This window comes from Thioclava pacifica DSM 10166 (assembly GCF_000714535.1).
Taxonomy (GTDB): domain Bacteria; phylum Pseudomonadota; class Alphaproteobacteria; order Rhodobacterales; family Rhodobacteraceae; genus Thioclava; species Thioclava pacifica.
Map to the genome: position 1 here is coordinate 1 of NZ_AUND01000038.1, position 13,257 is coordinate 13,257.

Sequence of the window (13,257 nt, forward strand, 5' to 3'; positions counted from 1 at the left end):
GATGGCGACGCGCTGGCGCTGACCGCCCGAAAGCTGGCCGGGCCGACGATCGAGATAGTCGCCAAGGTTGAGAACCTTCGCCGCCGCCTCCACGCGCTTGTCGATCTCGGCCTGGTCGAACTTCGCCATCTTCAGCGGGAAGGCGATGTTCTTGCGCACCGACATATGCGGGTAGAGCGCATAGCTCTGGAACACCATGGCGAGGCGGCGCTTGGCTGGCACAAGCCCGGTCGCATCGGTGCCGTCGATCGCGATCGTGCCGCTCGAGACATCCTCGAGCCCCGCGATCAGGCGCAGAAGCGTTGACTTGCCGCACCCCGATGGGCCGACGAAGACGACGAACTCGCCATCGTTGATCTCCAGATCGAGCGGCGGAATGACCTCGACCTCGCCGAATTTCTTGGTGACCTTGGAAAGGGTGATCTGTCCCATGTCGCGCCCCTTATTTCACCGCGCCGAAGGTCAGGCCGCGGACAAGCTGTTTCTGAGAGAACCACCCCAGGATCAGGATCGGCGCGATGGCCATCATGGAGGCGGCGGAGAGTTTGGCGTAGAAAAGGCCCTCGGGGCTGGAATAGGAGGCGATGAAAGCCGTGAGCGGTGCTGCATTCGCAGCCGTCAGGTTCAGCGTCCAGAAGGCCTCGTTCCAGGCGAGGATGACGTTCAGCAGAAGCGTCGAAGCGATCCCCGGCACCGCCATCGGCGTCAGGATATGGATCACCTCTTCGCGCAGGCCCGCGCCATCCATGCGGGCAGCTTCAAGGATCTCGCCGGGGATTTCCTTGAAGTAGGTGTAGAGCATCCAGACGATGATCGGTAGGTTGATCAAAGTCAGGATGATCACCAGACCCGTGCGCGTATCCATCAATCCGGTGTTCTTGAAGAGCAGGAAGATCGGGATCAGCACGCCCACCGGCGGCAGCATCTTGGTCGAGAGCATCCACATCAGAACGTCCTTGGTCCGCTTGCCGGGCACGAAAGCCATCGACCAGGCGGCGGGGATCGCGATGATCAGACCGAGCACGGTCGAGCCGACCGAGATCACCACCGAGTTCATGAAATGCAGGAAGTAGTCCGAGCGCTCATTGACCTCGATGTAGTTCTCCAGCGTCCAGTTGAAGAAGAGGAAATGCGGCGGTGTGGCAACGGCCTCTCCTTCGGTCTTGAACGAGGTCAGGAAGGTCCAGAGGATCGGGAAGAAGATCAGGAAAGCCATAGCCCAGGCGAGGGCGGTCACGATCACGCGGCGGCGGGTGGAAACTCTGCGAGCCATGAAACCCTCCTCACGCGTCGAGGTTCTTGCCGATCATCCGCATCAGGAAGATCGCAACGATATTGGCGAGGATGACGGCGATGATGCCGCCGGCGGAGCCGCCGCCCACGTCGAACTGCAACAGCGACTGGGCGTAGACGAGATAAGTCAGGTTGGTCGAGGCCGTTCCGGGCCCGCCATTCGTCGTGACCAGGATCTCGGCGAAGACCGAGAGCAGGAAGATCGTCTGGATCAGGATGACGACGGTGGTCGCGCGCGCCAGATGCGGCACGGTGATGTGGATGAAGCGCGAGATCGCTCCGGCCCCGTCCATCTCGGCGGCTTCCATCTGTTCGCTATCAAGCGATTGCAGCGCGGTCAGCAGGATCAGCGTCGAGAAGGGCAGCCATTGCCAGGCCACGATCAGGATGACCGAGAACAGCGGCGCATGGGCGAGGAAATCGAAGGGCGGCAGCCCGAGCGAGGTCGCGATCCAGCCGAACAGTCCGTTCACCGGGTTCATGAACATGTTCTTCCAGACCAGCGCCGAGACGGTGGGCATGACGAAGAAGGGGGCGATCACCAGGACCCTGACGATCCCCTGTCCCCAGATCGGCTGATCGAGGAGCAGCGCCAGCAGCGTACCGCCGACCGTGGTGATGAGGAGGACGCCCCCGACCAGCACCAGCGTATTGACCAACGCGGTGGTGAAGGCGGGATCGGTGAGGAAGTACTTGTAATTGTCGAAGCCGATGAAGTTATGCGCGCCCGGCATCAACAGATTGTAGTTGAGGAACGAGAAGTAGATCGTCATCGACAGCGGGACGATCATCCAGCCCAGCAGCAGCAGGACTGCTGGCGAGATCATCAGTCGCGAAGCGGCGCGTGAGTGCTTGGTGGCCATCTCCCCCTCCCTAGTTTGACGGCAGAATTTGGTGGCGGGGCCGGTGTGGGGCGGCCCCGCCGGGGTGGGCGGCTTACTTGATGTAGCCAGCCTTCTTCATTTCGCGCTCGGTCAGGGCTTGCGCGTTTTGCAGCGCCTGATCGGCCGAGATCTGTCCCGCGAGGGCCGCCGAGAACTGCTGGCCAACGGCGGTGCCGATCGCCTGGAACTCGGGGATCGCGACGAATTGCACGCCGGTATAGGGCACCTCCTGTACCGAGGGGTTCTTCGGATCAGCCGCATTGATCGACTTCAGCGTCAGATCCGCAAAGGGGGCCGCGCTGGTGTAGTCGGGGTTCTCGTAGAGCGAGGTACGCGTGCCCGGGGGCACATTCGCCCAACCTTCTTTCGAGGCGACGAGCGCGGTGTATTCCTTCGAGGTGGCCCATTCGATGAAGGTCTTTGCGGCCTCTTCCTTCTGGGTGCCCGCCGGGATCGCCAGCGTCCAGGCCCAGAGCCAGTTGCCGTTCTTCGCCACGCCGTCCTTGTGCGGGGCCATCGCGAAGCCGACCTGATCGGCGACTTTGCTGTCCTTGGGGTTGGTCACGAAGGAGGCGGCGACGGTCGCGTCCATCCACATGCCGCACTTGCCCTGCTGGAACAGCGCCAGGTTCTCGTTGAAGCCGTTCGACGAGGCGCCTGGCGGGCCGTATTCGTTCATCAGGGTCAGGTAGGTGGTCAGCGTGTCCTTCCACTCCGGCGTGTTAAACTGCGGGTTCCAGTCCATGTCGAACCAGCGGCCGCCCATCGAGTTGTCCATCGCCGAAAGGAAAGCCATGTTCTCGCCCCAGCCGGCCTTGCCGCGCAGGCAGATGCCGTAGATGCCCGCTTCCTTGTCGGTCATCGCGGCGGCGGCTTTCTCGATGTCGCCCCAGGTCGGGTCCTCGGGCATGGTGAGCCCGGCCTTCTCCATCAGATCCTTGCGATACATGGTGAAGGAGCTCTCGCCGTAGAAGGGCAGGGCGTAGAGATGGTCGTCCAGCGTCAGGCCCGAGCGGATCGCCGGAAGCAGGTCGTTCACGTCATAGCTGTCGGGCAGGTCGTCGAGCGGCACGAGCCAGCCCTGCTTGCCCCAGATCGGAACCTCGTAGGTGCCGATGGTCATCACGTCATACTGACCGGCCTTGGTCGCCACGTCCGTCGTCACCTTCTGGCGCAGGACGTTCTCTTCCATGGTGACCCAGTTCACCTTGATGTCGGGATGCGCGGCGTAGAAGTCGTCCATCAGCCCCTGCATACGGATCATGTCGCCGTTGTTCACGGTCGCGACGGTGATGGTGGTCTCTGCCATTGCGCCGCCGGCAGCCAAGCCGAGGACGCACGCGCCCGCGAGCGCGTGAAACTTCATTGTCATGTTTCTCCTCCCAAAGAATCCGGGCAATTGCTCGGTATGTGGGCGGATGCTCACTCATGCGCGATTTTCTGTCAACTCCCTTTTCGAGAGCATTTCGTATTCCGCGGGGGAAAGATCAGGCGAGCAGCGCCTCGACGGTCTCTTCAGATGTCACCAACCCGTTGAGCAGACGGCCCTTTAGCGCCGCGCGCAGGGGGGTGACCTTTTCGGGGCCGGCGGCGATGCCGATTGTGTGAGCGCCCTCCCGACCTCCCGGACGCAAGCCGCCGACGCGCCGCGACAGGCGGCTTTCAAGGTAGCGCCCCTCAGAATCGAAGCACCAGGAGGCGATCTCGCCCACCGCACCAAGGGCGCGCTCCTCGCGCAGATCCTCGGCCGAGATGAACCCGTCGACGTAAAGTGGTGCGCTCTCGGTCATCTGGCCGACACCGACGAAGGTCACATCGGCCTCCGCCGCGAGCAGCGCCACGATCTTGAGCTGCGGCAGCGCATAGAAACTGCGCCGGATTTCGGGGTCATCGAGCAGCACTGGCAGCGGCATCGGGTAGTGGCGCGCGTTCAGTTTGTCGGCCGCACGCATGATCACGTCATAATTCGAGGCGGTCCCATCAGGAGAGATGTTGCCGATTAGCGAAACGAGCTTGTGATGCTCACAGTTGATCTTCGGCAATTCCTCGACCATCGCACGCAGCGCGCGCCCGGTGCCAAGCGCGATCGTCTGCGGTTCGGGCTGGCGCAGGAACCGCTCCATCACGCTCGCCGCGACGGGGGCGATGGCATGTGTCGGATCGGCGCCCTCACCCAAGCGCGGGGCGACACGGACGGTTTTCAGGTCAAAGCGCCGTTTCAGTTCGGCCTCAAGCGCGAGGCATCCCGCGATCCGATGCTCCAGCCGGACATGGATCAAACCCTCCGTCATCGCCTTGGATACAAGGCGCTGGGCGCGTTGGCGTGACACGCCAAGCTCGGTTGCGATCTGATCCTGGGTCAGCCCGCCGACATAATAGAGCCAGGCCGCACGCGCGGCTTCGTCGGTCGCGCTTTCCTCGGGATCGGACAGGGGCTTTTTCATCAGCGGGCGGTTTCCTTCACTAGCAGCTCCGGAAATTGCACGAAAAAGCGCGAAAAGCCATCGAGTGTTGTTTCGGGGCGTGGCATGTCTTCGGGCAAACGCAGGTCGATCATGTGGCTGCCGCCGGTGAAATGGCACAGTCGCATCCCGGCAGCGTGTCCTGCGCGAAGGCCCATCAGGCTGTCCTCGATCACCAGGCAACGCGCCGGTTCGGCGCCCATCTCGGCCGCAGCATGAAGGAAGAGATCTGGAGCGGGTTTGCCATTGGCGACCTGCGAGGCGGTGAAAACGCGAGGCCCGAAGGCTTCGGAAAGCCCTGTGAGCTGCAGCGAGCGCGTGACGCGCGCTGGGCTCGAAGAAGTTGCGGCGCAAAACGGCACCGCAAGGCGTTCCAATACATCGGCGACCCCCGGCATGATTGTCAGATCACGTTCGAAGGCGGCCAAGAGCCGGGCGCGGTAATCGGCCTCGAACTGGTCGGGCAGGGTGATGCCAAACTCTTCGCGCACGCGCTGAAGCACCACCGGATAGCTGCGCCCGAGAAAGTTCCGGGCGACGAACCCCATGTCGATCTCGATGCCATGTTCGGCCAGTTCGGCAATCAGCATCCGCGCGCTGATCACCTCGCTGTCGATCAGCACCCCATCGCAATCGAAGATCACGAGATCGATCGCTGCCCGCATTTCCGCTTTCCCTCGATGCCTCTGTGCTGTGAGCAAGTTATCGCAAGGATGAGCAATTTCTCAAGCATCACGTATGACCTGCCCAGAGGGCGGGCCGCCCGGCCGGCTCGTTGCAAGCCGCGCCTGCTGCGCGATGATCGGTGTCAGGAAATTTTTGCCTCGGCCTTGAGCGCGCTGGCCAGCGAGCGGAAACGCGACTCGGCCACCTCGCCAAACAGCGCCGTGCCGCGCTTGGTCAGCTTCAGTTCCAGAACGCCCTTCTTGGCCGAATATTTCAGCTCGCCCGCATCGTCGGGGCTGTGGGTCGCGAACATCGAGCCGAAACGCATCGCCTTGCCGAGCACTTCCGCTTCCTGAATCTCCTCGTCGCTCAGAAGCGGCAGGAAGGGCTCCAGCCGCGAGCCGCTGCGCGAGTTCTTGTAGCGGTGAAGAAGGGTCACGCCGAGCCAGATCCGTTCCGCATGGCTCATCGCGGAATAGTTCGCGCGGGTGACGTTCTCGAAACAAGCCTCGGCGCGGTAATCCGGATGGGTACGCCATGTCGTGTCATGTAGCAGGCAGGCCGCGCGCACGAGCCGGAATTTCTCGGGGGGCAGCGGGCCGAAGATCGGCTCGATGAAGGCGTGCAGCTTCTTGCCGAAGCCGGGCATTCGGCTCATCACCCGCTCGGTATGACGCGCGGCTTCGACCAGCGGGTCACGGCGGCGCAGGCGTTCGGGCATTTGCTCATACAGCAGCCCTTCGCGGATCCCGTAGGCGGAAACGTCGATTTCCTTCGGGCCGAAAGTGTCGATCAGCTCGCGAAGAACCTGCGTTGCAAGCGGCACCAGGTCCATCCGCGCCGAGGACGTGCCCGTCTTGGCCCGCAGCTTTTCGTTGTCGGATTTGGCGATCCAGTCGATCGTCTCCATCACCCCGTCCGGGTCCATCCGGTATTCGTGCAGCACCAGCAGCGGATAGCCGCGTCGTTCCATGTCGAGCCGCGCGATCGCCCGCCACGACCCGCCCACAAGATAGATGCGTTCGTGGCTGGTGCCGACCTGTGCGGCGAGCTCGGCCATCGTCGCCTGGATATGCGCGGTGACGGCTTTCTTGCCGCCCTCGATCTGTTGCAGGCGGAACGGGCCCAGCTGTGAAGTGGCGCGGCGCCAGACCTTGCCGGCGCGGATCTCGGCCAGCTCCATCGAGTTGCCGCCGATATCGCAAACGAGCCCTTCGGCCTCGGGCCAGCCCAGCAGCACGCCCTGTGCCGAGAGCCGTGCCTCTTCGATCCCGTCGATCACATGGACCTTGAGCCCGGTCTCTTTCTCGATCTGCGCGTGATATTCCGGGCCGTCCTTGGCATCGCGCATCGCGGCGGTCGCGACGCAGGTGAGCGGGCCGATATCCATTCCATCAGCCAGCGCCGCGAAGCGTTTGAGTGCGACAAGACCGCGTGCGCGCCCCTCGGGATTGAGCCGGCCGGTCTCGGCCAGTCCCTGACCAAGGCCCGCCATGACCTTCTCGTTGAAGAAATAGGCAGGGCTTCGCGCCGCGCCGTCGAACACCACCATCCGGATCGAGTTGGACCCGATATCGACAACGCCGACGCGCGAAAGCGCGCGCACGGAGGGGTCGTCGAAGAGCGGCTGGCCAAAGGGATCCCAATCGTCGCCATCAGCAAGTTCCAGCGGCGCCTTGTTTTTCGTCATCGAGCCTGTCCGAGTGAGTCGTCCGCCCCCACGCTAGGGCTAGTCGAAGCTATGGGCAAGTTTCGGAACGTCCTGTGCCCCTGCGGAACCCCGGCCCGAAAGCGACGGGTACTCCATGAAGAAGCGGTGGCAGGAAAAGAGATCCTCCTTGCCCTCGGGCAGGTGGCGGATGAACTTTCCATCGGGTTGCAGGATCCAGCTCTGCGCCTCGTCGGCCATGTTCGCGGACATGATCTGGCCCACGATCTGCGCTTTCACCGTGGGGTTCTTCGCCTCGATCAGCGTCTCGACCCGGCGGTTGAGGTTGCGCCCCATCCAGTCAGCCGAGGAGAAGAACACCCGCGCCTCATCCGAGGGCAGGCTGTGGCCATTGCCGAAACAGACGATGCGTGAATGTTCGAGGAAGCGCCCGACGATGGATTTCACGCGGATATTTTCGGACAGCCCCTTGATGCCGGGGCGGATGCCGCAGATGCCGCGGATCACGAGCGAGATTTTCACCCCCGCCTGGCTCGCGGCATAAAGCGCGTCAATCACCTCGGATTCGATCAGCGAGTTCATTTTCGCCCAGATCTCGGCGGGTTTGCCCTGACGCGCATTCTCGGCCTCGCGTGCGATCAGCTCCAGAAGGCGCGGCTTCAGGGAGATCGGCGAGATCGCGAGATTTTCCAGCCCTTCGGGTTGCACATAGCCGGACAGGTAATTGAACACCTTCGTGGCATCGCGACCGAGGGCTGCATCGCAGGTGAAGAAGCTCAGGTCCGTGTAGATCTTCGCGGTGATCGGGTGGTAGTTGCCCGTGCCGTAATGGGTATAGGTCACGAGCTGGTCGCCCTCTCGGCGCACCACGGTCGAGATCTTGGCATGGGTCTTGTAGTTGATGAAGCCGTAGACGACATGCGCGCCCGAGCGCTCCAGTCGGCGCGACTGGCGGATGTTCGCGGCCTCGTCGAAGCGCGCTTTCAGCTCGACAAGTGCGGTCACCGACTTGCCGTTCTCGGCCGCCTCGCACAGTGAGGACACCACGGGGCTGTCTTTCGAGGTCCGGTAAAGCGTCTGCTTGATCGCCAGCACGTTGGGGTCGTTGGCCGCCTGATCGAGGAAACGTACCACCAGATCGAAGGTCTCGTAGGGGTGGTGAAGCAGAATATCCTTCTGCTTGATCGCGGCGAACATGTCGCCCTCGTGATCCTGCACACGTTCGGGGACGCGCGGGGTGAAGGGCGGCCAGAGCAGGTCGGGACGTTCGCCCAGCACCAGTTCTTTCACATCGGCGATGCCGACGAGGCCTTTCTCCTGGACCACGTCCTCGGGGGCGACATGCAGCTCGCGCATGACGAGGGCTTGCAGATCCTCGGGGGCACCGGCCGAGACCGACATGCGGATGACCTGGCCACGGCGGCGGCGCTTGAGCGCAGTTTCGAACTCGCGCACGAGGTCTTCGGCCTCGTCCTCGACTTCCAGATCGCTGTCGCGCAGCACCCGGAACGAGCAAGAGCCCACATCCTTGTAGCCCGGAAAGAGCGAGCCGAGGTGCAGCATCAGGAGCTGTTCGAGCGGCAGGAAGCGCGCTTCGCCCGGCAGGCGCACGAAACGGTCGATCTGCTGCGGGATCGGCAGCAGGGCTTGCAGGCGCCGATGATCATTGTCGCGCTCCAGCTCCAGCGCGAGGCAGAAGCCCGTATTGGGGATGAAGGGGAAGGGGTGCGCCGGGTCGATCGCCAGCGGCGAGAGCACCGGGAAGACCTTGTTGAGAAAGTGATCCGAAAGGAAATCAAGATCGCGCTTGGTCAGGCGCGAGCGTGACACGACATGGATGCCTTCGCGTTCCATCTCGCGCTTGAGTGCCGACCACGTCGCCTGCTGCGTATCCATCAGGCGGCGTGCATTCGCGTTGATCTTCTCGAGCTGATCCGCGGGCGAAAGCCCGTCATCGGAAGGGTTCACGTTCCCTTCGCGCACCAGCTCCATCAGGCCCGCGACGCGCACGGTGTAGAATTCGTCGAGGTTGGTGGCCGAGATCGACAGGAACCGCACCCGTTCCAGCAGGGGCACCCGCGGATTGCGCGCCTCTTCCAGTACTCGCCAGTTGAAGGCGAGCCAGCTCAGTTCGCGGTTGAAGAAACGCCCCGGTCCGGTGATCTCCGCCTCGGGCAGCGTGATCGGGGTGGGGAAGGGCGACTTGAGAAAATCGGCTTGTGTCATGGCGCGCTTATCGTTGGAGTTTGTAATGCCTGAATGACAGTTTGCGCGGCTCAGTCGAGACTGTCCAGCACCTCCGCGGCAAGCCTCTGCGTGATTGCGCGGCGCTGGGCGAGCGCCTGCCGATCCAGCGCGGCCACGAGCCTGCGCGCAGTGGCAAGCGAACGGTCCATCCGCGTCACCAGCCAGGGGATCAGAGTGGGCGGCACCGTCAACTGCCGGTCCGCGAACAGCTTGACCAGAACGGCGGCCAGAAGCGCGTCGTCGGGGGGCGTGATGCGCACGGTGGCAGTCGCTTCCATCCGGCTGATCAGGTCGGGCAGGCTCATGCCCCAGTCGCGCGGCGGGGTCTGCGCGGTCAGCAGCATCCGCCCGCCCTCGGCCTGCATCAGGTTGTGCAGGTGAAAGAGCGCGCGCTGGCCTGCCTCGCTCTCGGCGATGGCGGGCGCATCCTCGATCACGGCGGCTCCTTGAGCGACAAGGGCCGGTGCCATCTCTTCGTTCAGCGCATGGGCGGGCAGGATCGCCGCCTCATGCTCATCGGCCCAGATTGCGGCGAGATGGGTCTTGCCCGCACCTTCGGGGCCGATCAGGATCATCCGTCCCAGCGGCCAGGTCTCGGGGCTGTCCAGTGTCGTCACCGCCAGCGCATTGGCGGGGGAGATGAAGAAGTCCTCACGCCCCTGCGCCGATCGCAGGTGCAGCGGGAAGGTCAACTGCTCGGCCATTCTCAGGTCTCGTTATCGCCGTTCTCAATCACGCCCGTCACCTCTCCGGTCGCCTCGTTGATCAGGCCGGGCGGCGCGTCATAGGGCGGATTTCGCCCCGACACGCCACGATAGAGCGCTCCTTGCAGATATTGATCGATGAAGAAACGCGCAACCACCCCGATCACCGCCGCGACCGGCACCGCGACCAGCATGCCGACGAACCCGAAAAGCGTGCCGAAGGCCGAGAGCGCAAAGATCAGCCAGAGCGGATGAAGGCCGACGGATTCCCCGACCAGTTTCGGGGTGACGAAATTACCCTCGAGGAATTGCCCAAGCGCGAAGATGCCCGCGACGATCCCGATATTGAGCCACTCGCCCCAGAACTGGAACAGCGCGAGCCCGATCGCGAGCGAACCGCCGATGATCGCGCCGATGTAAGGAATGAAAGTCAGCGCCCCCGCGACCGAGCCCACCAGCAGCCCGAAATCGAGCCCCGCCGCCATCAGCGCCACCGCGTAGAACGTGCCGAGCACGAGGCAGACCGTGACCTGTCCGCGCACGAAGCCAGACAGCACCCGGTCGATATCGCGTGCGATGTGGCGGATCGTGGCGACATGGTCCCGCGGCAGCCAGCCGTCGATCTTGGCGACCATCCGGTCCCAGTCGAGCAGCATGTAGAAGGTGACCACCGGCACGACGACGATGAAGACGACGATATTCACCACCGTCATCGCAGAGCTCAGGAGTGTCGCCGCAAGCTCCCCGCCGCGGGATTTGATCGCATCGCCGAGGCTGTTGAGCGTGTCGTTGACCACCGAGTTCTGAAGCAGGTCCGGGAAGCGCTCATTGAGGAAAGTCTGAAAAGACCGCAACAGATCCGGGGCGAGCGCGATGAGCTGGCCGAGCTGGCGCACCAGCATCGGCACCACGGCAAGCGCCAGAACGACAAAAATCAGAACCGCCACCAGAGCAATGATCGCCGTGGAGGTCGCGCGCGACAGGCCGAGCTTTTCCAGCCGGTCGGCCAGCGGGTCGAGAAAATAGGCGATCGCGCCGCCCATGATGAAGGGCAAGATCACATTGCCCAGCCACCACAGCGAGAGCACCAGCACCAGCGTGGCGACGGTCCAATAGGTGATCTGCTGGCGAACGGGCAGGGCCATTGCGGCTCCTTTGCGAGAAGGCGTTATCCTAACGTGGCGAAATAGGGGGGGAAATCAAGGGGTGAGCCGCGTCTGGGAGTTGCTTTGGGAATGTGACGACAGCCGTGCGGTCCGGCGGGAAAAACCTGGCGCGGCCCGATGCTGGTCGCCCCGGGTCAGATTGCCGTTTGATCCGCAGCCCCTCACGCCCATGCATCTTGCCCAATCCCCCCATTTCCTCTAGGCCAAGCGCAACATACGACATCAACGCTCAAAGGACCGCCATGCGCCTGTCCCGCTACTTTCTCCCCGTTCTGAAAGAAACGCCCGCCGAGGCGCAGATCGCCTCGCACCGCCTGATGCTGCGTGCGGGCATGATCAAGCAGCAGCAGGCCGGGATCTATTCCTGGCTGCCGATGGGCTACAAGGTGCTCAAGCGGATTGAGCAGATCGTGCATGAAGAGCAGATCCGCGCGGGCCATATTCCGCTCCTGATGCCGACGCTCCAGCCCGCGACGCTGTGGCAGGAATCGGGCCGGTACGACGCCTACGGCCCCGAGATGCTGCGCATCAAGGATCGCCATGATCGCGACATGCTCTACGGTCCCACCAACGAAGAGATGATCACCGACATCTTCCGCTCCCATGTGGAAAGCTACAAGTCGCTGCCGCTGACGCTCTACCACATCCAGTGGAAATTCCGCGACGAGGTGCGTCCGCGTTTCGGCGTGATGCGCGGCCGCGAATTCCTGATGAAGGACGGCTACAATTTCGACCTGACCAAGGAAGACGCGCTGCACGCCTATAACCGCCACATGGTCAGCTACCTGCGCACCTATGAGCGCATGGGGCTCACCGCGATCCCGATGCGCGCCGATAGCGGCCCGATCGGCGGCGACGATACGCATGAATTCCTGGTTCTCGCCGATACGGGCGAGTCGGAAGTGTTCTACGATGCCAAGGTGCCCGAGCTGAAACTGGGCAAGCGCGCCGTCGATTACGACAATCGCGAGGAGGTTGCGGGCATCTGCGAGGAGTTCACCACCCTTTACGCCCGCACCGACGAGACCCATGACGAGGCGCTCTTCAACGAGATCCCCGAGGAGCGTCGCAAGGTCGGCCGCGGCATCGAGGTCGGGCAGATCTTCTATTTCGGCACCAAATATTCCGAGCCGATGGGCGCGACCGTGAACACCCCCGATCAGGGCAAGGTGCCGGTCCATATGGGCTCGCACGGGATCGGCGTGAGCCGTCTCGTCGGCGCGCTGATCGAGGCGAACCACGACGAGAAGGGCATTATCTGGCCCGAGGGCGTGACGCCGTTCCACATAGGCATCGTCAACCTCAAGCAGGGCGATGTGAGCTGTGATTCCGCCTGCGAGGCGCTCTATCGCGCCTTCGTCGAACATGGGCTCGAGCCGCTTTATGACGACCGCGAGGAACGCGCAGGCGCGAAATTCGCGACGATGGACCTGATCGGTCTGCCCTGGCGCATCACCGTCGGCCCGCGCGGGATCGCGGCGAACAAGGTGGAACTCACCTGCCGCCGCACCGGCGAGAGCGAGGAGATGTCGGCGGAAGAGGCGGTCGAGAAGGTCGCGGGGATCTATGCGGCGCTTTGATCCGATCGCGGCACTTGTCTCGGGGCTCCTGCTTGCGGGGGCCGCGCAGGCGGGCGATCTGGTTGCCTGGTCCGACGCGGATCTGGGGATTTCCGCGCAGGTGCCGCAAGGCTGGGTCTCGGACACGATGCCGGGCGGCGGGGTGCTGTTCGCGGCGCCCGGCATCGACCCGCACAAGGCGCCCCATGTGGCTCTGCGCGCCCATGCCGACAAAGGCTCGGACCTCGGCGCGGCGCATGATCAGCTGCTGCGCTCGATCCTGCTCGATGGCGACAAGGTGCTGAGTGACGAACAGGGCGAGGCCGGTTTCACGATCCGCTCGCAGGATGCTTTCGGAAAGGTGACGCTGCACAAGACCGAAAGGCTCGATTGCGCGAGCGGTGCGCTGCTCGCGTCGCTGCAAACTGACTATCCGGCCGAGATGGCGGCGGAGATGGAGCCGCTTCTGGCTCCGGTTCCGGGCTCTTTGAGCTGCCGCTGAGGGGGCTCTGCCCCCGCCCTTCGGGCCCCCCGAGATATTTTCGTCAAGAAGAAGGGGGGCGCGGTTTTGCGCAGGGCCGATGGCGCGCCCTTGACCTTTGGGGGC

The 13,257-nt window shown here is 63.6% G+C and carries 12 protein-coding genes; 2 read left to right on the forward strand and 10 right to left on the reverse strand.

What is annotated here, in order from left to right; genetic code table 11:
• The 10 genes from TP2_RS14010 to TP2_RS14055 form a co-directional block, all read right to left on the reverse strand.
• A partial coding sequence (locus TP2_RS14010; RefSeq protein WP_038078770.1) for an ABC transporter ATP-binding protein occupies positions 1-432 on the reverse strand: 432 nt, incomplete at its 3' end.
• A gap of 10 nt (positions 433-442) precedes the next feature.
• On the reverse strand, positions 443-1,273 hold the full coding sequence (locus TP2_RS14015) for a carbohydrate ABC transporter permease (RefSeq protein ID WP_038078772.1): 831 nt from the start codon (positions 1,271-1,273) through the stop codon (positions 443-445).
• Positions 1,274-1,283: 10 nt separating this feature from the next.
• Positions 1,284-2,156, reverse strand: coding sequence for a carbohydrate ABC transporter permease (locus TP2_RS14020; protein WP_038078774.1), 873 nt, complete (start codon positions 2,154-2,156; stop codon positions 1,284-1,286).
• A gap of 73 nt (positions 2,157-2,229) precedes the next feature.
• Positions 2,230-3,549 carry an ABC transporter substrate-binding protein gene (locus TP2_RS14025; RefSeq protein ID WP_038078777.1) on the reverse strand — a complete coding sequence of 440 codons (1,320 nt, stop codon included), beginning with the start codon at positions 3,547-3,549 and terminating at the stop codon, positions 2,230-2,232.
• Between the two features lie 115 nt (positions 3,550-3,664).
• Positions 3,665-4,624: a sugar-binding transcriptional regulator gene (locus tag TP2_RS14030; RefSeq protein WP_084714350.1), complete on the reverse strand. Its 960-nt coding sequence runs from the start codon at positions 4,622-4,624 to the stop codon at positions 3,665-3,667.
• Positions 4,621-5,304, reverse strand: coding sequence for an HAD family hydrolase (locus TP2_RS14035; RefSeq protein ID WP_051692653.1), 684 nt, complete (start codon positions 5,302-5,304; stop codon positions 4,621-4,623). The genes TP2_RS14030 and TP2_RS14035 overlap by 4 nt, the downstream gene beginning before the upstream one ends.
• Positions 5,305-5,447: 143 nt before the next feature.
• Positions 5,448-6,995 carry a Ppx/GppA family phosphatase gene (locus TP2_RS14040; RefSeq protein WP_038078781.1) on the reverse strand — a complete coding sequence of 516 codons (1,548 nt, stop codon included), beginning with the start codon at positions 6,993-6,995 and terminating at the stop codon, positions 5,448-5,450.
• Positions 6,996-7,034: 39 nt separating this feature from the next.
• On the reverse strand, positions 7,035-9,200 hold the full coding sequence (locus TP2_RS14045) for an RNA degradosome polyphosphate kinase (RefSeq protein ID WP_038078783.1): 2,166 nt from the start codon (positions 9,198-9,200) through the stop codon (positions 7,035-7,037).
• A gap of 50 nt (positions 9,201-9,250) precedes the next feature.
• Positions 9,251-9,925, reverse strand: coding sequence for a P-loop NTPase family protein (locus tag TP2_RS14050; RefSeq protein WP_038078786.1), 675 nt, complete (start codon positions 9,923-9,925; stop codon positions 9,251-9,253).
• A 2-nt stretch (positions 9,926-9,927) separates the two neighbouring features.
• The gene (locus tag TP2_RS14055) at positions 9,928-11,070 is read right to left on the reverse strand and encodes an AI-2E family transporter (RefSeq protein ID WP_051692655.1); all 1,143 of its coding nucleotides are present in this window, start codon (positions 11,068-11,070) and stop codon (positions 9,928-9,930) included.
• A 263-nt stretch (positions 11,071-11,333) separates the two neighbouring features.
• Between TP2_RS14055 and proS the strand changes: the two genes are divergently transcribed.
• Both proS and TP2_RS14065 read left to right on the forward strand, forming a co-directional pair.
• Positions 11,334-12,671, forward strand: a complete 1,338-nt coding sequence (gene proS / locus TP2_RS14060; RefSeq protein WP_038078789.1) for a proline--tRNA ligase — start codon at positions 11,334-11,336, stop codon at positions 12,669-12,671.
• A complete protein-coding gene (locus TP2_RS14065; protein WP_038078793.1) occupies positions 12,658-13,152 on the forward strand; it encodes a hypothetical protein in 495 nt (164 codons plus the stop codon). Before proS ends, TP2_RS14065 begins: the two co-directional genes overlap by 14 nt.
• Positions 13,153-13,257 lie beyond the last annotated feature (105 nt).

What these genes read in the sequence shown, in the direction of transcription:
- TP2_RS14055 (WP_051692655.1), bottom strand. Translation starts at nt 11,070, where the DNA reads ATGGCCCTGCCCGTTCGCCAGCAGATCACCTATTGGACCGTCGCCACG.
- TP2_RS14065 (WP_038078793.1), top strand. Translation starts at nt 12,658, where the DNA reads ATGCGGCGCTTTGATCCGATCGCGGCACTTGTCTCGGGGCTCCTGCTT.
- proS (WP_038078789.1), top strand. Translation starts at nt 11,334, where the DNA reads ATGCGCCTGTCCCGCTACTTTCTCCCCGTTCTGAAAGAAACGCCCGCC.
- TP2_RS14040 (WP_038078781.1), bottom strand. Translation starts at nt 6,995, where the DNA reads ATGACGAAAAACAAGGCGCCGCTGGAACTTGCTGATGGCGACGATTGG.
- TP2_RS14050 (WP_038078786.1), bottom strand. Translation starts at nt 9,925, where the DNA reads ATGGCCGAGCAGTTGACCTTCCCGCTGCACCTGCGATCGGCGCAGGGG.
- TP2_RS14025 (WP_038078777.1), bottom strand. Translation starts at nt 3,549, where the DNA reads ATGACAATGAAGTTTCACGCGCTCGCGGGCGCGTGCGTCCTCGGCTTG.
- TP2_RS14015 (WP_038078772.1), bottom strand. Translation starts at nt 1,273, where the DNA reads ATGGCTCGCAGAGTTTCCACCCGCCGCCGCGTGATCGTGACCGCCCTC.
- TP2_RS14045 (WP_038078783.1), bottom strand. Translation starts at nt 9,200, where the DNA reads ATGACACAAGCCGATTTTCTCAAGTCGCCCTTCCCCACCCCGATCACG.
- TP2_RS14035 (WP_051692653.1), bottom strand. Translation starts at nt 5,304, where the DNA reads ATGCGGGCAGCGATCGATCTCGTGATCTTCGATTGCGATGGGGTGCTG.
- TP2_RS14020 (WP_038078774.1), bottom strand. Translation starts at nt 2,156, where the DNA reads ATGGCCACCAAGCACTCACGCGCCGCTTCGCGACTGATGATCTCGCCA.